Genomic DNA, 22,336 nt, shown 5'->3' with positions numbered 1-22,336 from the left:
TTTTTATATAACGTCGATTGTGGAATACCCACCTGGTTTTTTACTTACATGAATTTGTGTTGCGACTCGCTCGCTCATTTCGCTTACGTGCGATATCACCCCGACTTTTCTGCCTTGTGCTTGCAGCGAATCAAGCGCATCCATAGCCACACTTAACGTTTCGCTATCTAACGTGCCAAAGCCTTCATCAATAAATAACGAGTTTATTTGCACTTTATTAGAAGACAGTGACGCAAGCCCTAAAGCCAATGCCAGCGATACTAAAAATGATTCTCCACCCGATAAGGTATTTACCGAGCGTTGTTCATCAGCCATGTCACGGTCAATAATGGCTATATCTAACGATTGTTCAATCGCGGTTAGCTCGTAGCGTTTATTTAACGTATTTAAGTGACTATTAGCATACTGTAATAGTATTTTTAATGTTTGAGTTTGCGCTAAGTTACGCATGGTTTTACCTGTTGCGTCGCCCAGTACTTTGTTAAGTACGTGCCATTGCTCGAGTTGTGTTTGCAATGTCGTTAATAACGTTTGCTTATCGGCCAATGCCACTGCATTTTTTTTATGTTGCTCAAGCACGGTATTGTTTTGTAATTGAGACTTGTGTAATCCCGTTAGTTGCTCGGTTAATTGAGTTAGCTCATTGCTTAACTGCGCTTCTGGGTTAGCTGGTTTTGCATTATTTAAATGTAAATTAAGCGTGTTTTGTTGCTGTTTTAATTGTGCCTTAGTATCCGTTAACGTTTGAGCTAATAACTCGAACTGCGTTAACTGCGCCTTAATTTCTTCATCGGTAAAGCTAAGTAATGCTTTTATTTTTTCATCAGTTATGTCGTTATACTGTGCTTTAAACTCAATAAACCATTGATTATAGCGTTGTTCAATACTCACTAGCTCTTGGCTGTTATCGTGTAAGCGTTGTTGTAGATTTTTAAGGGTTAACGCATGTTCATCGCGCTGTTTTATTGCCGTGTTCAATGCCTTTTGACAGTCATTTAACTGCTCTTGTGCTTGCTCTAGTTGTGTGTCGAGTCTTAGCTGATATTGATCTGCACTAATCTCTTCGTTGTTAAATAAGGCTAAACGTTGTGTTTTAATCGTACTTAACTGTGTTTGTGCAGCATTAAGCTCGTCATTGAGTTCTTTAAGTGTTTGCTCGTTAGAATTAATTAGCGGTGTTAATTGGCTAATTTTTTCGTTTTCAGTATTTATTAGCTTTTGATTTTGATCTAATTGAACCTGCGTGTGCTGATACTCAATAACCGACTGCTCAAGTGTACTTACGGTTAATGTATTATTTTGTAATTGCTGCCAAAACTCACTATTTTTTAATTCGTTATTAAGGGTATCGGTTAGCGTTTTAAGCTGGTTATTTAACTCTGTTTGCTTTGCATTATGTTCGCTTTTTTTATGACTAAGCGCTTGTTGCTTTGTAGTGATATGCTGAAGTTGTTGCTGCTCTTTTTTTAATACATCAAGCAATGTATTAATCTTATCTTGTAAAGCATGTTGTTGATTTTGCTGCTCGTAGTAATACTCTTTTTGCTCTAAAAGCTGTTTATATTTTTCATCAAGCTCACTAGGTGTGAGCTCATTTAACTCGTTGCGAGCACTTTGCATTACCTCTTTTATTTGTTGTTGCTTGGTTTTAGCACTAGCAATATCTTGCGTTAATTTTTTATCCTCAGCAGAGAACACGGCGTGCTGAGTCTGTTGGCTATGATACTGTGCTTGTATGTTGTCATACTGTTGTTTTGCGTTATTAAAAGCCAGTTCAAAGTCAGCGATAAGCGTATTGAATGCGGTGTTTTGTGTGCTTGCATAAGGGTGCTCTGTTGAGCCACATACCGCACATGCTTGATTGTCTTTTAGTTGTGCACGTAAATGCGCTACATTTTCGCTTGCTCTTAATTGGGCTTGCTGTAAGGCAAATTCACTGCTTTTTAATTGCTGTTCATTACTTGTAAGCTGCTGTTGTAATAACGTTATTTGCTGCTCACTTTGCGATAATTGCAGCTGTTTATTTTGCTGCTGTTGCACGCTGTGCTTCAGCTCCATACTTAGCTGCTTGTAGCGCTCTCGTTGTTCTTTTAAGTAATCAATGCCTTTAAGCAAGCTATCGCAGTGTGCAAGATTAACGGTTTTTAATGTATTGCTTATGTTATTTAAGGTGTTTTTATCATTACTTAATGATTGTTCGTGTTGTTTAACTTTATCTGCTTGTTGTGTTAACTGAGCTGTATATTCATTTAGCTCTGCGTCTACTTTTTTACTTTGCGCTAGGTTTAGGTTTGCTTGTTGTTGCGTATCAAAAAACAAATTAAAACTTTGTTGATAAAAACTCCAATCTTTTGCCAGTAAACTCAATTGTTTATTTTTATCTAACCATTGCTGATTTGTTTTAGCGTGTGTTGTAGCAAGGTTATAGTGTGTTTTACTGTTGTTAAGTTTCGTTTTGAGTTCATCGCATAATGATGTTTGTTTTACTATTTGAGCTTGTGCTGCTTGCACCTTTTGCTCATTTAACGCGAGCTTACTATCTAAATCGCGTGCTTGTGCAATCACCGGTACCGCGGCTTGTTTTTGTTCATTTAAATGGCTCAGCTGCTGCGTATGTGTTAAAAGCTGGCTATTAAGGTTATTTATTTGCTCTGCATACTTAACTTTATTTAATGCACTGATCTGTTGCTCTAAGTTCGCATTTTGTTCATTTAAATGTTTAAAATGATGGCGGTTATCTTTTATTACTTGCGCACTTTTAGCTTGTTTAGCCTGCTCGCTCTGCTTTTCAATTGTGGCAACATCACTGCTTGCTTTTGTATACTGTTGCTGCGCTGTATTAAGTGCTTGCTCTAAAGTGTGGGTATGTTTGTACCAATTTAAATCTTGCTCTGTAGAGGTAATTAATAGTTTATTTTGCGCAATTTGCTGTTCAATTTGCGCCAATTCATCGGTTTTGCTTGTTAGTTCTTCTGTTGAAAGCAAAGTGTAGCTACTTAAACTTGCCTGTAATAACGCAAGTTCATCTTTGAGCTCTTTATGGCGTTCAAAAATACGTTTACCTATTAAGCTAAACTTATCTGTCCCCGTAAGGCATTCTAATAATTGTGCACGTTCATCTGCAGTCGCTTTTAAAAATGCCGAAAACTCGTGCTGTGCAAGTAATACCGCTCGCGAGAATTGGTCAAAGCTTAACCCTATTTTGCTTTCTATTTGTTTTAGGGTTTTACTTTTATCTGATGTAATGAGTGCTTCGTCGGGAAGTAAGTGTAGAGTGTGTTGTGCCGCTTGCAAGTTACCATTGCTTTTTCCTCGTGAGCGATTAACGCTCCAACGCGCTCTGTAATGTAGTTTGTCTTGCGCTATAAAGTCTACTTCGGCAAAGCCGTTAGCGGTCCCTCTTCGTAGTAAATTTCGGGCATCGTTAAGCCTTATTGTATCACCTTGAAAATCAACTTTAGTGCCTCTGTCGCCACCTAATCTCGCCGTTTTAGTATAAAGGGCAAGGCATATAGCATCTAATAATGTGCTTTTCCCGGCTCCTGTATCACCTGTAATGGCAAACAAACCGGTATCTTTGAGTGGAGCTTTAGTAAAATCGACTTCAGCATCGACAATTGAGGCTAAGTTATGAATGCGTACTGCGGTTATTTTCATAGTTGTTCTTGCTCCGCCAATTCACTAATAACACCACTTAATAAGGTTTTAAGTTCGTCAGGAACACTTTGACCAGCCATATCTTTATCGTTTGCAAATGCTTGCTCTAATAAATTAATGGGATTAAGCATTTCAACTTCAGTTAAATCTTCAAAAACAGGTGACCCTGAATCGTGATTATGTTGTTCTCGTACACGCTCTATACCACAAAACTGTATATTTTTATTTTCTAGCGCTTGTTCTATTTGTTCTCTAAAGGTGGTGTCGGTATCGCTCGATTTTAATTTCACTCTTAAATAAGGTGCAATGTCATATCCTGATGTATCGAGTGATTTAATTTGTTCGCATAATTGCGCAACAGGCACACACTCTCCTTTTGGTAATACAATAACATCGGCAGAGCGAGGAATGTAAAGGGGGTTTACAGTTGTGCTAATTGGTTCGTTTTTATGAGTCGTAAACTCTACGATATTAACTTGATGAGTATAGTTTCGCTCCGAAAACGACATAGGAATGGGGGTACCGCTGTATCTAATTTTATCGTTTTTAGCCACTTGCTGTGCTTTATGTAAATGACCTAATGCGACGTAGTGAGCTTGCTCAGGAAATACATTGGCTGAAATTGCTTCTTCACCGCCTATCACTAAGTTTCGTTCAGAATCGCCCGATATATCACCCCCCTTAGCGTGTAAGTGTCCCATTACAATTAAGGGGCTGGTGTTATTAGTGAGAGGGCTTGCATGTGTCAGGGCGAGTTCGTAGGCCTTAGCAACACCTTGGGCATAGCTTGGACCATTATCTGTATGGCTTAATGAGCTGACATCGCTTGCGCGTAAAAACGGCATAGCGATTATAATGGCGTCGCTATTGTTATTTTTAACCGTTAAAACTACATTTTGTGGTGTGCTTGGATCAAAGCGCCCTACTACCTGTGTATCAAACTGTGCAAGTAAAGGTTGAGCCGCTAATATTCGATTTGCTGAATCGTGATTTCCCGCAATAATCACAATATGTAAATGCGGGCATTGTTTTTTTGCATTTTTTATAAATTGATACAGCTGATTTTCGGCGCTAGCAGCGGGTGTGGCAGTATGATAAATATCGCCAGCAATGAGTAGAAGATCAATATGTTGTTCTACCAAGGTGTTGAGCAGCCAAGTAAAAAATGCCCCGTGCTCATCGCGACGATCGTGCTCGTAAAACTGTTGGCCAAGGTGCCAGTCGGAGGTATGGAGAACTTTCATGTCATACTCTTAAAAAACCATTAAGAGCGTCAATATACCCAACCAACTATAAGATGCAAGGGCCTAACTAAATATAAGCCAACATGTACTTATAATTAATATTAATGCCACTGTTGAGGCAAGCAAAGGCCCTTTTAGTGACTTACTTTGTTTAATTTGTAATGCCTTAATCGCATTAGTTTCATTACAAGCAGCTATTTTATCAATATAAAAATAGCCAGAATCTAGGTATTGTTTACAATTACCTGTGTTTGCAGGTATTGCAATGAGTTCTTGTTGTTTTTTTAGGATGTAAAAATCCATACGCCCACCGAGATATTTTTATCTAATTTTTTGAGCAAAAACCTACCTGTAAATAATGCTCAAATTAAAAAAGTGGGAGATTCTACATATAAACACAAACAAATATCAACAAAAAATTTATTAAAGTGAAATATATTTGAGTGCTTTGTTATTTTAACCGCTTTACGGCAATTTATAGGCCAAAAAACACAGTGTTTTAGCGTTTTTTATTCCATTATATGCATAGATAAAATATCTAAACTTTAAGAGCAAATGTTAAAGGCGGTTGTAAAAGTGGTATTTTAAATAGTCATTTGGGTGAGCTTAGCTTTATTGCCATTTTACTATGACTTAACTCATCAATTTTTAAGGCTTTATTGTTATGTTATATCGTATGTTGTTGTTTTAAAAGCAACTCCTTAAAGCATCGTTTTTTTAGTGTAAACCCCCTTTACAGTTTTGGTGTTTATGGCAATAAATCACTTAATTAAGTGCTCTGAATACCACCTTAAAAAAATGGTTGTTTATCGTTAATTTATTGAACATATAGCTTATTTTTGTCAAAGTACACACTCCAAAATACCCAGGGATTAAAAATGAAAAAAACAATTGTTACATTGAGCGCATTTATATTGCCCTTAGTGTTATCAAATGGCGCTATGGCATCGTCAGTTGAGCAAACAAAAGGTTCGTTTGTTGATAAATTTCGCCAGTTAGATGAGGCGTTACCAACGCCTAATGTTTATCGCAGTGCAGCCGGTGCGCCTGCTGAGAATTATTGGCAACAGCGTGTTAACTACGATATTGATGTAAAGTTAGACGAAAAAAATCGTCGTTTAACTGGTGAACAAACAATCGAATATAAAAATAATTCACCACACACATTAAAATATTTATGGTTACAATTAGATCAAAATATTTTTAAAAGCGACTCTATCGCCGAAACAACTAAAACCTTTAACAGTACGTTAAAAAGCTTTCCTGCTGCTAAACCCGCTAAATTAAGTTTAACAGAGCTTCGTCGTCAGCAATTTATGAGCGATAACGAACTTGGTTACACTATCACTAATGTGAAAGACGAAGATGGTAAGCCGCTTAAAATAACGGTTGTTGATACCTTAATGCGTGTTGATTTAAACGAACCGCTAAAACCAGGTAAAGACGTTGAATTTAGCATGAACTTTGCGTTTAACATTGTTGAAGAAGATGCGGTAAATGCACGTTCAGGTTACGAGCATTTTGAAGAAGATGGCAATGACATTTTCTTACTTGCACAATGGTTTCCTCGTTTAGCTGCTTATACTGATTATGAAGCATGGACCAATAAGCCATTTTTAGGCCGTGGTGAGTTTACGCTTGAGTTTGGTGACTACGATGTAGAAATTACAGTACCGAGCGATCACATAGTATCTGCAACGGGTAAATTAGATAACCCAAGTAAAGTACTAACTAGCACGCAACGTAAACGTTTAAAGCAAGCTGAAAAATCAAAACGTCCTGTCTTTATTGTGACCGAAGAAGAAGCGCTAGAAAACGAAAAAGAAGGCACTAATAAAACAAAAACATGGCATTTTAAAGCAGAAAATGTACGTGACTTTGCATGGGCTTCTTCACGTAAATTTATGTGGGATGCTAAAGGTTATAACCAAGGTGGCAAAGAACAACCTTTAGTTATGGCTATGTCGTTTTACCCTAAAGAAGGTGGCGACTTATGGAAAAAATACTCTACCGAAGCGGTAGTACATACCATGGAAGTGTATTCACAGTACTCGTTTGATTATCCGTACCCTGTGGCTCAATCGGTAAACGGCCCGGTAGGTGGTATGGAATATCCAATGATCACTTTTAATGGTCCTCGTACTGATTTACAAGATGATGGCACGCGTACTTATTCTCAAGCTGAAAAACGCTTTTTAATTGGTGTTGTTATCCATGAAGTAGGTCATATTTACTTCCCTATGATTGTTAACTCAGACGAACGTCAGTGGACATGGATGGATGAAGGTTTAAATAGCTTTTTAGATGGTGTTGCTGGGCGTGAATGGGATCCAACGATCCCGTGGGGTGTTGAACCTCGTGATATCGTGTCTTACATGAAGTCTGAAACACAAGTACCTATTATGACCCAGTCAGACAGTGTTCTACGTTTAGGTCCTAATGCGTATACTAAGCCTGCTGCTGCACTTAATATTCTACGTGAAGTGATTTTAGGGCGTGAGTTATTCGATTTCGCCTTTAAAGAATATGCACAACGTTGGAAATACAAGCGCCCTACTCCGGCTGATTTTTTCCGTACAATGGAAGAAGCATCAGGTGTTGATTTAGATTGGTTTTGGCGTGGCTGGTTCTACAGTACTGACCATGTAGATATTTCATTAGATAAAGTGTATCAACTGCGTTTAGATACCAAAAATCCTGATATTGATTTTAATCGTCTTCGCGATATTGAAAACGACAAACCTAGCTCATTATTTGTTGAACGTAACCGCGCAGAAGGTAAAAAAACATGGGTAGAAAACAACCCAGATGTTAGCGATTTCTACGACGAAAACGACCGTTTTACTGTTACAAATAAAGAGCGTAATAAGTACAATAAATTCCTTAAAGGCTTAGAGCCATGGGAACGTAAAACACTTGACCGCGCTGTAGCAGAAGATAAAAACTACTATGTGATGGAGTTCTCTAATTTAGGCGGTTTAGTTATGCCTATTTTACTTGAGCTAACTTACGAAGATGGCAGCAAAGAATCGCGTTATATCCCTGCTGAAATTTGGCGTCGTAACTATAAAAATGTTCAAAAGTTAATTGTAACCGATAAAGATAAACCGCTTGTATCTGTAAGCGTCGATCCAGGCTGGGAAACCGCTGATGTTGATGTTGAAAACAATAACTACCCGCGCCGTATTATTCCTTCGCGTATCGAAACATACAAAAGGGAAAAAAGTAAGGCAAAAGTAAGTCGCGATATCATGCAAGATATTAAAACTGAACTGAAAAAAGACGACGAAGAAACCAAAACTGAGAAATCACAGTAATGCGTTGGCTTGTTGTTATTGCATGTCTTTTAGCTGCTGTGCCAAGTATGGCGCATCAGTTAAAGGCATCGGTTACTACGGTGTTATTTAATCATCGCACGCATAATATTGAGTTAATGCATCGATTTTATTTGCACGATACTGAACATGCGGTTGAGCATTTATTTAAAGGTAAAGCCGATATACTCAGTAACGAGGCCGATTTAGAGCGTTTTGCGCAGTATGTTGAGTCGCACATTGCCTTACAAACTTTAACCGGTGAGGCACTCACGCTAAACTCGGTAGGAGCGCAAATAGATGGCAAATTTGTTTGGGTATACCAAGAAGTTGCCATCCCTGAAACAATAAAGGGAATTCGTATGAGTAATGGCGCTCTGCGTGATTTATGGCCTTCACAAGTGAATATGGTTAATGTTGAAGGGCAAGGTAAAATTAAAACGTTGCAATTTAGCGAAGACGATACATGGCTTGAAGCTCGATTTGAAAGTAAATAAACCCGTTATAATTATAAAAACGCATGCCTAGGCATGCGTTTTTTTTTGCCTTTTTATAAAACAAATAGTCAGAACTTATGCTTTTATTTGTGTATGTGTAAATAGCATTTAGGGTTTAAAACTAAGGCGTTACCTTATTTTAATCGATGGTTAAAACTGAATTTGGCCGAATGTAAAGTTTGGTAAAGTTACCTAAAAAAGAGACGATTATTGATATAATGCGAATAACCCAATCATGACCTCAAGGAAATACATGACACATCATATAGAGGCAATAAAAGGTGTTATTTTTGATCTAGATGGAACCTTGGTTTCATCAGAATTAGATTTTGCACTTATTAAAGCACAAGTTGGTTGCCCAAAAGATAAAGACTTACTGGCGTATATTGATAGTTTACCTTCACCGTATATGCGAGAAGAGGCAATTAATATTGTGCATCAACACGAACTACTCGATGCACAAAGTGCCACTTTGTTACCCGGTGTTGCTCAGGCTATTTCTACTTTGCATAATAATAATATCCCTATGGCTATTGTTACCCGCAATTTTGAAAAAGCAGCCACGCTTAAGCTTAAAAATAATCCATTACCTATCGATATAGTACTGACTCGCGAAGACGGCCCTGCTAAACCCGATCCTACGGCGTTAAAAAGTATTGCCAGTTTGTGGAATATTCATAGCGACAATATCATTTATGTGGGTGATTATTTATATGATATTCAAGCGGCGCATAATGCTAATATGCGGGCGTGCTTGTATGTACCAGGGCAAGCTCCTACTTTTGCCAGTGAAGCCGACTATGTCATTCACAATATGCACGAATTAGTAACGTTAGTTGATAGTTACGCTGCTGAAAAAGAATTATGTTAAATTGGCTGTTTATAAACTTATTTAGCAAGTTAGTTTGTATTATAAAAATAATAACAAGGTTTAAAAGTACAGTTTAACGCTAGCCCAATAGGTTGTGAGTTGATAAAATAATTACAAATAATGAATTATTCAGAGGCGTAAGATGGGCAGAGCATTTGAAGTTCGTAAAAGCTCTATGGCTAAAACAGCCAATGCAAAAACAAAAATTAATTCAAAATACGGTAAAGAAATTTACGTAGCAGCCAAAAATGGCGAACCCGATCCAGATGTAAATTTAACATTACGTCGATTAATCGAAAAAGCCAAAAAAGACCAAGTTCCTGCACATGTCATCGAAAAAGCAATAGAAAAAGCAGCCGGTGGGGCAGGGGAAGACTATGCAACAGCACGTTACGAAGGATATGGTCCGGGTAACTGTATGGTGATCGTTGATTGTTTAACCGACAATCCAAATAGAACGATTAAAGATGTGCGTTTACCTTTTACTAAAACAGAGTCTAAAATTGGTACTCCTGGCTGTGTTGCGCATATGTTTGATCATTTTGCTGTTTTGGGCTTTTCGGGTAATGACGACGAAGTAGTACTTGAAGCATTAATGATGGCAGATGTCGATGTGACCGACGTTGAAGCGCAAGATGGAAAAGTATCGGTTTTTGCCCCTCATACAGAATATTTTAAAGCTAAAACAGCATTAGAAGACGCATTTCCTGAGATAAACTTTGAAGTTGATGAAATTACGTTTGTACCACAAGTACATATTGAAATAAGCGACGAAGAAGTTATTGCTAATTTTGATAAGTTTATTGCTATGCTTGAAGATTGCGACGATGTGCAAAATGTATATCACAACGCGATTATAAAAAACTAATTCGCTAGACTCGATTTAATTAAACAACGCATTGGTTAACGCTAATGCGTTTTTTTATATCTCGTGTTTTTGCTATTGGACTTAAAACAGCAAGGTCACAGCGGGCAAAAGCATCGGTGTCACTGCACATCGTATAAGCTTATTAACCTTAAATACCCTTTGCTTCGTTTGCGTTTAATTATCAGATCAGGTTTTAACCAAGGTGTAGTATTAGATCAGGTTTTAACTAAGTTTAGTATTTTTAGATCAGCATTTAACTAAGAATACTGTAAAGCGGTGTAACACCGGCAAAATCGAATGCTTTATCATTAAAATATTCGATTTTTTAGCGCATTTTACAATTATTTTTATATTTTTAGCTTTCTACAGTGTTTAATAAACCACATTTTTACTAACTTATAAGCCTTATAAACCAAATTTTTACTAACTGAGGGGTTGTAAACAGTGGCTCAAACCGATTTTTTACTAACTCAAAAGTAAAATAATAAGTTAAACCGAAATTTTACTAACTGAATTTCTCTTAAGTCCGATATTTAATGGGGTTTTATCTGTAAAGGGGGTTTACAGTTTAATTTTAAAGAGAAGCCACAGTATAAACTGTGGCTTTTTGTAGGTATACCGATGTGTAATTATATTACCTGTAAAGTAAATTTACTCTATGGAGTATATAAAGTTATTTACTGTGTTTATCAAACCACCACTGAATATAGGCCACTTTACTCATTAAGTTAGAAGGGCGTTTAGTAATACCATGCGACGCGTTAGGTATGCGTACCATCGCAGTGTCGACACCTTGTAACTTTAATGCTTGATAAAACTGCTCGGTTTCTGAAATCGGTGTGCGGTAATCAGACTCACCTGTCAGTAACATTGTAGGGGTGCTAACGTTACCGACATAGCTAATTGGAGATCGTTTCATGTAATGCGCAATATGATCCCATGGTTTACCCGGAAACCAATAATCTGCAAAAAACGGATAAAAATCGGCAGTTAGTACAAAGCTGATCCAATTAATCACTGGCTTAGCAACAACCGCTGCGGCAAAGCGGTCTGTGTGGCCAACAATCCACGCCGTTAAAACACCACCACCAGAGCCACCGGTAACAAACAGTTTAGACTCATCAATGTAGCCTTTTTTAATAAGGGCATCTACACCACTCATTAGGTCGTCAAAATCGTTACTAGGGTAATTATGATGAATCGTTTGGGCAAACTCTTTACCATACGAATCACTGCCTCGTGGGTTCATATAGAGCACCACATTTCCCTTCGCTGCATACAGTTGTACTTCAGCGCTAAAATGGGGGCCATAGTTAGCGACAGGCCCACCATGTATTTCAAGAATGAGCGGGTATTTTTTAGATTTATCGAAACCGGGAGGATATGCCACCCAACCTTGTATTGGCAATTGGTCGTGACTCGACTTAACCCAAATAGGCTCTACTTTAGCCAGCTCTGTGTTACCTAGCGCATCGTTGTTTAATTGAGTTAACCTATGTACTTTTTTGCGTTTTATCGTAGCGATATCGGCAGGGCGCTGGGTATCGGCCAAAGTAAATGCAAGTTCACCTTCGGCACTTACATCAAAGTCACCGCCCGAATATGGACGACCAAAAGAAACGCTGCCTAGCTGCTCTGTAAGTACTTTTCGGTTGCCGCTACGAGGTTGATAAGCCAATGCTGTTTGGCCTTTATCTGCATAGCTAAAATAAATCCCTTTCGAATTACTGCTCCACTTTATTTGCCCCACGCTACGGTCAAAATTTGGCGTTAAGCTAGCTGTTTTACCGGTTTTTAAATTACGAATATACAGTTGTGTATTTTCATAGTTTGTACGTTTATCATCATAACCGGTATACGCTAAGTAACGACCATCGGGCGATATTTTAGGTTGGTTATCGGGGCCATTTCTATCGGTGATTGCTTTTATGTTTAATGTGTCTAAATTAAGTTGATAGATATCGCTATTAGTAGGCTTTAATTGGTTATTGTTATGTCTATTAGCCGAGAAATATAGTGACTTTCCATCGGCGCTAAAGCTTACCATTCCAGCGTTATCAAAATTATCATGGGTTAATTGTTGCGCGTTTCCGCCATTTGCTTCTATTGCAAATAATTGGCTATAGCCTTTTTTGGAATATCCACCGCCATCGGCTCTGTAAAAAACATCGTCTATAAATTTAGCTGGCTCTGCCCATGTTGCTCCCTGAGGCTTTCCGGGCAAACTGACAGGCGCTGAAGCGGCACTGGGTACAAACATGCCAAATACAATTTTTGTTGAATCAGGTGACCAAACTAATGAGTGTGGACTGCTGGTTAAGTTACTTATTTTTGCAATTGCACCGGTTTTAAGCCACTTCATATAAATTTGGCTACTGCCATCACGGGTTGATATAAATGCTAAACGCTGTCCATCTGGCGAAAGCACGGGTGCATAATCCATATGCACGCCAGATGTAAGTGGCTGTAATTGTTTTGTTTTATAATCAACAGACCATATATTTGTAAATTTTCGATCTGTTTTTATATCCATGCGATTACGAACAAAGTAAACCGTTTTTCCGTCATCGGTCATATCAATTTGATTGGCATACTCAAGATTAAATACGTCTTGCAGTTGTAGTGTATTTGCAAAAGCACAATGACTAACGCCGAGAAGTAAACTTATCGCTAATGTTTTTTTCATGAAAATCCTTTGTTATTTTTATACTTTTTAATAATTACCAATGTAAACGTGATAGTCAGTATGTTTGTTACAACGTTGGTAATGTGTGATGTTCTACTATTTACGATACCGAAGTGGGTTAGGTTAGTTATAAAATACAGTGTGTGTAATTAGAAGCTTAATGCGATGAAGTCCTTAATTAACTCTATGAATGAAACTGTAAAGGGGGTTTACATAACGGCATAATTACTTAAAACCAAAACAAAAGCTATTACTCACTTAAAACAAAAACCAATGCTCACAAAGAGAAGCCACCGCGTGCTGAGAAGCCAAAAACACAAATTCATACACGAGATCTAGTTACTAATCACTAAGTCACTACTCTAAAGCGCAGCGTCTCTAGAGCGCAGCGTCTCTAGAGCGCAGCGCTTCTTTGTGTATAAGTGCTTTAATCACTAGCTTTAATCACTAACAAATCAAAAACAAAAAACAATGCTCACAAAGAGAAGTAAATGAGGGTAAATGAGAAGTGAAAAACACAAGACTAAACACGATCTGAACACTACTCTAAAGCGCAGCGTCTCCAGAGTGTAGCGCCTCTTTGTGCATAAATGTTTTAATCACTAGCTTTAATCACTAGCTTTAATCACTAACAAATCAAAAACAAAAACCAATGCTCACAAAGAGAAGAAAATGAGGGTAAATGAGAAGCCAAAAACACAAATTCATACACGATCTAGTTACTAATCACTAAGTCACTACTCTAAAGCGTAGCGTCTCCAGAGCGAAGCGCCTCTTTGTGCAAATAATGGCTTAATCGCTTAATTACTGAATCATTTAAAACCAAAAACAAAAACCAATGCTCACAAAGAGAAGCCACCGCGTGCTGAGAAGCCAAAAACACAAATTCATACACGAGATCTAGTTACTAATCACTAAGTCACTACTCTAAAGCGCAGCGTCTCCAGAGCGAAGCGTCTCTTTGTGCATATATGTCTTAATCACTTAAAAACTAAAAACTAAAAACTAAAAACTAAAAACTAAAAACTAAAAACTAAAAACCAATGCTCACAAAGAGAAGAAAATGAGAGTAAATGAGAAGTGAAAATACAAGGTCACACGATCTAATCACTAATTCACTAGGTCACTACTCTAAAAGCGCAGCGTCTCCTGAGCGAAGCGTCTCTTTGTGCATATATGTATTAATCACTAGCTTTAATCACTAACAAATCAAAAACAAAAACCAATGCTCACAAAGAGAAGTAAATGAGGGTAAATGAGAAGTGAAAATACAAGACTAAACACGATCTAGTTAGTAATTCACTAGGTAACTTACTCTAAAGCGAAGCGCCTCTTTGTGCATATATGTTTTAATCACTTAGTTTTTATTTAGTAAAAAATTAACGACAAAGCACTAAAACATGATTTAGCAAAGCCGTATAAGTAGTTAAATAAACACTATGTCTGAGTCGCTACTATTAATGCTTTGATATCTTGTATTAGCGCGATACTTGCCTCGTTGTCGCCATGAACACATAAGCTATCGGCATTAAGTACAAGCTTTTTATTACAGCGAGTAGTAACACTATTTGAAGTGAGTAATTGAGAAACTTGATCGATAAGTGCAGTTTTGTCATGCACGCTACCAGATAGTTTTCTTGAAACTAATTGACCCGTCGCGGTGTATTGTCTATCTGCAAAAGCCTCGAGTAACAACTCAAGATTTAAACTTTTAGCTTGTTGCCTATGTTTAGAGCTTTGCTGTGTTGCTAAAATCATTAATTTTAATGTGCTTGGATAACTTGAAACTGCTTGCATAACCGTATGTAAAATAGCATCGTCGTTCATCATATCGTTATATAAAGCACCGTGAGGCTTAACATAACTTAATGTAAGACCTTGCACCTTTGCCATACCTTCAAGTGCAGCAATTTGATAATGTAAGCTGTTTTGTAGCTCTTGCGATGAAAGCACCATCGAACGCCTACCAAAGCCTTGTTGATCAGGGTAACTTGGGTGCGCGCCAATTGTTACCTTATGTTCACCGGCTAACGCTAATGTACGAGCTATCACATCAGGATCACCCCCATGAAACCCACAGGCAATATTGGCCATATCAATATGAGGCATTACTTCACTGTCGAGGCCCATAGTCCATACTCCAAAGCTTTCACCTAAATCGCAATTGAGTTTCATAATTTTTATCGCTTATAAATTAAAATAAAGAAACATCACTGTTTTTTATATCAGTGATTAACATGTGCCCAGGACGTTGAGTTATTGTTGAGTCTATTCTTGCATTCATCATCGCCACTTCTGCCGTGGCAGAGCTTGCCCAAAAAACAGGTACTTCACCTTCTTTTATTGTCACGGGGTCCCCAAAAGTAGGGCGGTTTATATTTTTAATACCAATATCTGCTGGGTTACCAAAATGGATAGGTACTCCGTGCATATCGGGGTAACGGCAACATATTTGTATTGCACGTATGGCATCGGCAGGCTTCATTGGGCGCATACTAACCACTAGGTTAGATGCAAACTTACCCACGGCTTCACAAGGTATATTAGTTAAATACATGGGGGCATTTTTTAACTCAGTTATGTTGCGTACTTCAATACCGGCATTACGTATCGACTCTTCAAACGATAAAGAAGAAGCGAGTGCAAAGCTAATATAATCATCACGCCAAATATCTTTAACATTAGCCACTTCATTAAATAATTGGCCATGTTTAAAAACCCGATAACCAGATAAATCACTTCGTAAATCGAGATCAAATGCAACATGCTCAGGCAAATCGGTAGCCCCAGCTACTTTACTGCTAGCTAAAACAGGGCAAGATTGCCTATTTGCTTGGCAAAACTGTAAAAACTCTAAAGCGTACTGTTGTGGTAATACAATTAAGTTAGCCTGAATCATCCCTGGCACAAACCCCGATGTTTTTCCGGTGTAATCCTCATTGCGGATCATCATTCTAATCGAGTATGGCGTTGTGAGTGATGCGTTGTGTTGCATAATATCCTCTAAAATAAAATTTAAGCGCGTTAGTTGTTTATAGAGACCGGCAAAGTTCCTTTTGCTATTGCAGTACCTACTAATATTTTTGCCAGAGCGCTAAAAGCGGGACCAGATACGTTAGTGCCATCATCTACATCAATATTATATGCATAGGTTGCTAAAATTGTATCACTAAACTCACTAAATCGCGCTGTATCATAAGGCGCTCGTAAACTAATAAAAACCACTTTTTTATTATGGTTTTTTGCAGTGCTTAATAAAGCTTTTAATTGGTTTTCACGATCGCCATTTGCAATAGCAAAGGCAGGATTATCAGCTAAGTCATCCATACCGCCAATTTCCACGGCACTTTGATTCGGAGTCGCGTTACCCGCAATAACAATATCGGCTTGTGCAATGTGCTGGTTAGCTAATTTATAATCGAAACCTTGTAAGCTGCTACAACTAAAAGTAATAGAAGCCGGAACTAAAGGAATGAGAGCTTGTTCAAGTGCAGCACATTTACGCGTGTCGGGCATTATTATATGAATATGCTGTTGTGCTTTTAGCGCGAGCGGTAATAAGTTGTTATCATTTTTTATTTGAGTAACAGCCTCAAGTGCTAATTCGCTTTCTAGCTGACGATGAGCCTTGCTACCTATAATGCGCTTTGCATCGACTAAGGCTGTTAACTTGTCTTTTTGTTTAAGCAAATTAAATTTGTTTTTTAGATTAACAATCCTTTGCGTTGACGTAGCTATTTCTGAGCTGTTTAGTTGTTGATTTTTTACCGCATTCACTAAGCTATTAATTAATGTATCGAGCTTTAATAAATCGGCTTCGTTACGAATTTCTATTGGCATCAGTGCAATATCAACCCCTGCAGAAAATGTATTAATAACGGCTTGAGTGGGATCAAAAAATTGGCTAATACCTGCCATATCAAGGGCATCGGTAATAACAACGCCTTGATAATTAAACTCGTTTCGAAGTATGTCAGTCATAATAGTACGCGACATTGTTGCTGGCTTTATCATGCTTTTTCCATCAACACTGATAAATGTTGAATCATCAAGAGCAGGGTACTGAATATGAGCCGTCATAATCATACCGGGGTTTTCATTGGCGATAATATCTTTAAATGGCGCTAAATCTTGCTGGTATATCACCGCCTTAGAATGATTAACGCGGGGTAACCCAGTATGGCTGTCTACATTCGTATCGCCATGGCCGGGAAAGTGCTTTAACGAGCTTATAACTCCATTATTTTCAAACCCTTTAACTTGCGCCGCACCTAATAGTGCCACTTTTTCTGGGTCTTCCCCAAAAGAGCGCACATTAATCACGGGATTATTAGGGTTCATGTTTACATCAATCGTTGGCGCATAATTTACATTAATACCTAATACCGATAGTTCGGCAGCAATAACTTCTGCTGATTTTTTTGCATAAAATGTTCCGTGCTGTTCATAGGTTGCCCCAATCGACATATTTCCAGTGAATGAGGTGGCAACATCTCGGGGAAGGCGTGCTACTCGGCCACCTTCTTGGTCAATCGAAATAAAAAGTGGTAATTGAGAGCTAGATTGACTCGCTGCGTGTTGTAAATTGTAATTAAGCGATAGGGTTTGCTCTATTGATTGCGTATTTTCAGAAAACAAAATAACGCCACCAATATTATATTTAGCAATCGCCTCTGCTAAGGCTTTTGGCAAAATAGTCATGGGGGTACGACATTGTTTTTCGCTGTTATTATCACAGTAGTAACGAAAATCGAGCATCAGTTTTTGACCAATTTGTTGAGGCAATGAAAGTGAAAGCTCAGCAGATGAAGAATTAAATGGCATTAAGTACCCTAATGATAACAAACAGAAAAATATAACTGGCTTATTTAGCACAGCAAACTCCAGGCTAAATGTGTTTATAGATAGCCAGCTTAACTATTTTTGAGTGCAACTGCAAAGGCAGCAATGAGATAAGTTATGCTAAAAATTGCATGTTTTGATAAACATGAATAATTGGTTTTTAGAAATGATTTTTGTAAATTAATGTAAACAAAAAATTAGCAGGTATATATTAAAGTTAAAATAACAGTATTTAAATTAACTTGTTTAATAACAGTTGCTTGTGTTTTTTGGTGGTGTTTTTTTAATCGGGTTTGTTTGGGGTGTAAAGTTAAGTCTTTTAACATAAGCAAAAAGTTACTAGAGATTAGTAAACATAAAGACCACACCGCATTTACATTTAATTGTTCTGTGATATTGTCATAAAGTAGCTTTATATTCAGGATTTGTGTTTTTTTATTCATATTCTTGTTTGTATAAGCACAAAAATAATAATTACACAGCGTTATAAAACGTCAAGGAGAATTCCGTGAAAACTAAAGTAGCATTAGCTGTATCAGCAGCATTATTAACAGCGTCACTCAGTTCAGTCGCAAGTGTTGATGATATCCATCAAAAACTAGCACTAGCAAAATCACCTATTTCTAAAAACACTTCAGTAAGCAGTGTTAGTGTTGAAAAAATTGCTATTGAGCCTAACTTGGCTGCTGGCGAGTATACCTACATTGTTCGCTTAAAAGATTTACCGCTAGCAACTTACGACGGAAGCATTGAAGGATATGCTGCAACAAGTCCAAAAATTGCTAAAAAAGAATTATTCGCTCAACTAGCTACAAGTAAGCTTAGTTCGCAGCAAGTTCGTGATGAATTACGTTTAGACGTAAAATCGTCTGATGCTGTAAAATACGCAAGCTACCTTGAAGGCAAACAACAAACATTCCTTGCCCAAGCACAACAAGCTGCCGGCGTCAGTGCTGAAGTTCTTTATACTTACAAAAATGCATTTAACGGTGTTGCGATGCGTTTAACGCAAGCGCAAGCTATTAAACTTTCTGCACTAAGTGACGTTGCGTACGTTGAACGCGAAAAACTAGAAACAATGGACACAGATACGGGCCCTATCCATATCGGTGCTACACAAGTATGGGAAGGTGAAGGTACTTCTGCAATTAACATGGGTGAAGGCGTAATTATCGGTGTTATCGATAGTGGTGTTAACTCAGATCATGATTCATTTGCAGATATCGGCGGTGATGGATATGACCACACAAACCCATGGGGTGAAGGTGTTTATGTTGGTGACTGTGCTGGCGATTTTGTTGAGATGTGTAACGACAAACTAATCGGTGTTCGTTCATACGCAAGTGTTACTGATAGCTACGATGATGTTTCTGTTTTTGGTGATACTCCACCACCAAAAAATGGTGAAGATTACGGCGGTCACGGTTCTCATACGGCAAGTACTGCCGGCGGTAATATATTATTAGATGTACCATTAGTATCTGGCGATACAGGTAAATTAGAAAGTGACGGTATCGTTAATGAAGCGTTTTCTTTTGAACAAATTTCTGGTGTAGCACCGCATGCAAATATTGTTGCATACCAAATTTGTCGTGCAGGTAATGCTGATGATACATATACAGGTTGTCCGGGCGCTGCAATTATATCAGCACTAGATGATGCCGTTGCTGATGGTGTTGACGTACTTAACTACTCAATCAGTGGTGGTGGCAACCCGTGGACAAGCTCTACAGAACTTGGCTTTTTAGCAGCCCAAGAAGCGGGTATTTTCTCTGCTGTGTCAGCGGGTAACGATGGTCCAGACGCTTATACAACGTCTAAAAATGCTCCTTGGTATACTGTTGTAGGTGCATCTACTCATGGCCGTACTTTAGATAGCTTTGTGAATGTAAACGATGAAAGTTTTGCATTTACAATCGGTACAGGCCCAGTGCTAACTTCTGAAATTACAGCGATGCCTGTTTCTTCATTATCAGTTGATGCTGATAACTTTGAAGGTTGTAGCGCATTTGCTGCCGATTCATTTAAAGATGCTGTTGCGGTAATTAGCCGTGGTTCGTGTGCATTTTCTGATAAAGTAAACAATGCAACTGCAGCTGGCGCTGAAGCGGTAATTGTATACAACAATACCGATGGTGATGCCCGTATTACAATGTCAGGCCTTGAAGGCACGACTATTCCATCTGTATTTATTTCAGAAAATTCAGGTGCAGCACTAATTGACGTATTAGCAACAAACCCTGAAGAGCTAACTATCGACCCAGCTATTACGCTAACTATTGGCCAAGCTGATGATATGGCTGATTTCTCTTCACGTGGTCCTAACTTAACTGTTTCAGATATCATGACGCCGTCTGTAACTGCGCCAGGTGTATCTATTTATGCAGCTTACAATGACCAAGATTATGGTAATGACGTAACAGCAACTTCGCCTGCTGACTTTGCATTCTTGCAAGGTACTTCAATGTCTGCTCCGCATACCTCAGGTGCAGGTGCTGTACTAAAATCAGCTCACCCAACTTGGACACCAGATAACATCCGTTCAGCACTTATGATGACTGCAACAACCGATGTTCGTAAAGAAGATGGTGTTACACCTGCTGATGTATTTGACATGGGTTCAGGTAGTATTCGTGTTAACTTAGCACATCAAACGGGTCTAGTTATGGACGAAACGTTTGGTAACTACATTAAAGCTAACCCTGCAACAGGCGGTAGCCCATTAACGCTTAATATCCCTTCAATGACCAATACTCAATGTATTGACACATGTACTTGGACACGTACTTTCACTGCAACTACTGATGCAAACTGGACGGCTAGCACGGTTTCTGCAAGCAGCACGATGGACTTAACTGTATCACCAGCAAGCTTTGATATTGCAGCAGGCGAAACACAAACATTAACAGTAACCGCTGATGTTTCTGATTCAGCTGCTGATGTTTGGAACTTTGGTAGCCTAGAGCTAACATCTGCGGGTTTACCTGATTTACACTTACCTGTTTCAGTACAAGTAGCAGAAGATAACTTACCAAGTTCTCTTTCGATTTCAGCATCACGTACTTCAGGTTCTTACACATTTAGCGATTTAATGTCTAAATCATTAAGTGATATTGAAGTGGGTGTATTTGATAAAACATCTGATTTAATTGAACCGCAAACAGTGTTTGTACCAGACGGCGGCCTAGATTTCATTGTTCTAACGTTTGACGAAGTTGTACCTAATGTTGTGTTTAGCATTTCATCTGAAACAGCTCCAGATGTAGATTTACGTATATTGGACAGTGCATTCACTAACATCGGTAGCAGTGCTGGTATCGATTCTAACGAGTCTGTATCGTTCTTAAATCTACCAGCTGATACATACTACATTGTTGTTGATGGCTACACAGCGTCAGCTGAAGGAGCTACTGATGAAGTAGTGATTAAAGCATCAGCCATTTTAACTGATGAAGACTCTAAGAGTGAAAGCGTAACGGCTTCTGTATCTGAAAACGATGATTCATTCGATTTAACAGTAAACTGGACTGATAATTCAACAAGCAGTTCTCTGTTATCATTAAAATCAGGTGACGATACTCAGGTACAAATTCCTTTAACTATCTCTTACGCTGCTGATGAAGTAACTGAAGTTGTATCAGATGACCTAGCTGCTTCTATGCAAACTATGACTCCAGGTGAAGCGCAAGCAATTAGCTTTGAAATTGATCCTAACTATAGCAATGCAGATAAAGTGTACACGTTAACTGCAACGCTTCCTGCAGGTCATGAAGTTGAAAACGTTACTAACGACGGTGTTGTAACAGATAACGTTGTACAATGGGATGTTACGCGCGTAGCGGGTGAGTCTACAGAAACGTTAGTTGTAGGTTTTGACTTTATACCTAGAGCATCAGGTACTGAGCAAGAAATTACACTATCTAATACCATTGAAGATAGCACCGTTGAAACAACATACAGCTTTGGTGTTGTTGAAGTGGCACCTGTAGCATCAATTGCTGCTGTTACCTCTACGACAGAAGGTAGCACAGTTACTATTGATGGTTCTGGTTCTAGCGATGCTAATAACGATGAACTGACTTACTCTTGGACACAGTTGGCTGGTCCATCAGTATCATTCTCAGCAAGTGCTGCATCAATTAGTTTTGAAGCGCCGTCTGTTTCTGATGATTCAGTGCTTTCGTTCCAATTAGAAGTAACCGATGCAAATGGAAACTCTGATACAGAAGTTACATCTGCTACGATTGTGAACAAAAAATCAAGTGGTTCATTTGGTTGGATTATGGCGCTATTAACGCCAATGTTATTTATCCGTCGTAGAAAAAACAACGCAAAATAATATAAAATCTTAATACAA

The 22,336-nt window shown here is 38.4% G+C and carries 12 protein-coding genes; 5 read left to right on the top strand and 7 right to left on the bottom strand.

The genetic code is table 11. The features are described 5' to 3' along the window. Window positions 1-3: 3 nt before the first annotated feature. The 3 genes from J8L70_RS10460 to J8L70_RS10450 form a co-directional block, all read right to left on the bottom strand. Entirely contained in the window at window positions 4-3,657 is a 3,654-nt protein-coding gene (locus J8L70_RS10460) for an AAA family ATPase (RefSeq protein ID WP_211055520.1), read from the bottom strand. Continuing rightward, on the bottom strand, window positions 3,654-4,901 hold the full coding sequence (locus tag J8L70_RS10455) for an exonuclease SbcCD subunit D C-terminal domain-containing protein (protein ID WP_211055519.1): 1,248 nt from the start codon (window positions 4,899-4,901) through the stop codon (window positions 3,654-3,656). Before J8L70_RS10455 ends, J8L70_RS10460 begins: the two co-directional genes overlap by 4 nt. Window positions 4,902-4,964: 63 nt before the next feature. Beyond that, complete coding sequence (locus J8L70_RS10450) at window positions 4,965-5,204, bottom strand: hypothetical protein (protein ID WP_211055518.1); 240 nt, start codon at window positions 5,202-5,204, stop codon at window positions 4,965-4,967. A gap of 575 nt (window positions 5,205-5,779) precedes the next feature. Here J8L70_RS10450 and J8L70_RS10445 point away from each other — a divergent pair. From J8L70_RS10445 to J8L70_RS10430, 4 genes are all read left to right on the top strand, one after another. Beyond that, window positions 5,780-8,218 (top strand): M1 family metallopeptidase, encoded by a 2,439-nt coding sequence (locus J8L70_RS10445; protein ID WP_211055517.1) that lies wholly within the window; start codon window positions 5,780-5,782, stop codon window positions 8,216-8,218. Beyond that, on the top strand, window positions 8,218-8,712 hold the full coding sequence (locus J8L70_RS10440; RefSeq protein WP_211055516.1) for a DUF6702 family protein: 495 nt from the start codon (window positions 8,218-8,220) through the stop codon (window positions 8,710-8,712). Before J8L70_RS10445 ends, J8L70_RS10440 begins: the two co-directional genes overlap by 1 nt. Window positions 8,713-8,965: 253 nt before the next feature. After that, complete coding sequence (locus tag J8L70_RS10435) at window positions 8,966-9,583, top strand: HAD family hydrolase (protein WP_211055515.1); 618 nt, start codon at window positions 8,966-8,968, stop codon at window positions 9,581-9,583. Window positions 9,584-9,725: 142 nt separating this feature from the next. Further along, window positions 9,726-10,451, top strand: coding sequence for a YebC/PmpR family DNA-binding transcriptional regulator (locus tag J8L70_RS10430; protein WP_211055514.1), 726 nt, complete (start codon window positions 9,726-9,728; stop codon window positions 10,449-10,451). Window positions 10,452-11,124: 673 nt separating this feature from the next. Here the strand turns inward: J8L70_RS10430 and J8L70_RS10425 are convergent. The 4 genes from J8L70_RS10425 to J8L70_RS10410 all read right to left on the bottom strand — a co-directional run bounded on the left by J8L70_RS10425 (window position 11,125) and on the right by J8L70_RS10410 (window position 17,961). Further along, complete coding sequence (locus J8L70_RS10425; protein ID WP_211055513.1) at window positions 11,125-13,137, bottom strand: S9 family peptidase; 2,013 nt, start codon at window positions 13,135-13,137, stop codon at window positions 11,125-11,127. A 1,437-nt stretch (window positions 13,138-14,574) separates the two neighbouring features. Continuing rightward, window positions 14,575-15,312: a 5-oxoprolinase subunit PxpA gene (locus J8L70_RS10420; RefSeq protein ID WP_211055512.1), complete on the bottom strand. Its 738-nt coding sequence runs from the start codon at window positions 15,310-15,312 to the stop codon at window positions 14,575-14,577. A gap of 19 nt (window positions 15,313-15,331) precedes the next feature. Continuing rightward, a complete protein-coding gene (locus tag J8L70_RS10415) occupies window positions 15,332-16,132 on the bottom strand; it encodes a putative hydro-lyase (RefSeq protein ID WP_211055511.1) in 801 nt (266 codons plus the stop codon). A 29-nt stretch (window positions 16,133-16,161) separates the two neighbouring features. Further along, on the bottom strand, window positions 16,162-17,961 hold the full coding sequence (locus J8L70_RS10410) for a glycoside hydrolase family 3 protein (RefSeq protein ID WP_211055510.1): 1,800 nt from the start codon (window positions 17,959-17,961) through the stop codon (window positions 16,162-16,164). Between the two features lie 526 nt (window positions 17,962-18,487). On the opposite strand from J8L70_RS10410, the gene J8L70_RS10405 reads away from it, so the two are divergent. After that, window positions 18,488-22,318, top strand: coding sequence for a S8 family serine peptidase (locus J8L70_RS10405; protein ID WP_211055509.1), 3,831 nt, complete (start codon window positions 18,488-18,490; stop codon window positions 22,316-22,318). The last annotated feature ends 18 nt before the right edge of the window (window positions 22,319-22,336 follow it).

This window comes from Pseudoalteromonas sp. MMG010 (assembly GCF_018100905.1).
In the GTDB taxonomy this organism is placed as follows: Bacteria; Pseudomonadota; Gammaproteobacteria; order Enterobacterales; family Alteromonadaceae; genus Pseudoalteromonas.
This window is presented reverse-complemented; position numbering and strand designations above follow the sequence as displayed.

Bases quoted from the DNA above. Each gene is read 5' to 3' on its own strand.
- J8L70_RS10460 (WP_211055520.1), bottom strand. From the start codon at position 3,657: ATGAAAATAACCGCAGTACGCATTCATAACTTAGCCTCAATTGTCGAT.
- J8L70_RS10455 (WP_211055519.1), bottom strand. From the start codon at position 4,901: ATGAAAGTTCTCCATACCTCCGACTGGCACCTTGGCCAACAGTTTTAC.
- J8L70_RS10450 (WP_211055518.1), bottom strand. From the start codon at position 5,204: ATGGATTTTTACATCCTAAAAAAACAACAAGAACTCATTGCAATACCT.
- J8L70_RS10445 (WP_211055517.1), top strand. From the start codon at position 5,780: ATGAAAAAAACAATTGTTACATTGAGCGCATTTATATTGCCCTTAGTG.
- J8L70_RS10440 (WP_211055516.1), top strand. From the start codon at position 8,218: ATGCGTTGGCTTGTTGTTATTGCATGTCTTTTAGCTGCTGTGCCAAGT.
- J8L70_RS10435 (WP_211055515.1), top strand. From the start codon at position 8,966: ATGACACATCATATAGAGGCAATAAAAGGTGTTATTTTTGATCTAGAT.
- J8L70_RS10430 (WP_211055514.1), top strand. From the start codon at position 9,726: ATGGGCAGAGCATTTGAAGTTCGTAAAAGCTCTATGGCTAAAACAGCC.
- J8L70_RS10425 (WP_211055513.1), bottom strand. From the start codon at position 13,137: ATGAAAAAAACATTAGCGATAAGTTTACTTCTCGGCGTTAGTCATTGT.
- J8L70_RS10420 (WP_211055512.1), bottom strand. From the start codon at position 15,312: ATGAAACTCAATTGCGATTTAGGTGAAAGCTTTGGAGTATGGACTATG.
- J8L70_RS10415 (WP_211055511.1), bottom strand. From the start codon at position 16,132: ATGCAACACAACGCATCACTCACAACGCCATACTCGATTAGAATGATG.
- J8L70_RS10410 (WP_211055510.1), bottom strand. From the start codon at position 17,961: ATGCCATTTAATTCTTCATCTGCTGAGCTTTCACTTTCATTGCCTCAA.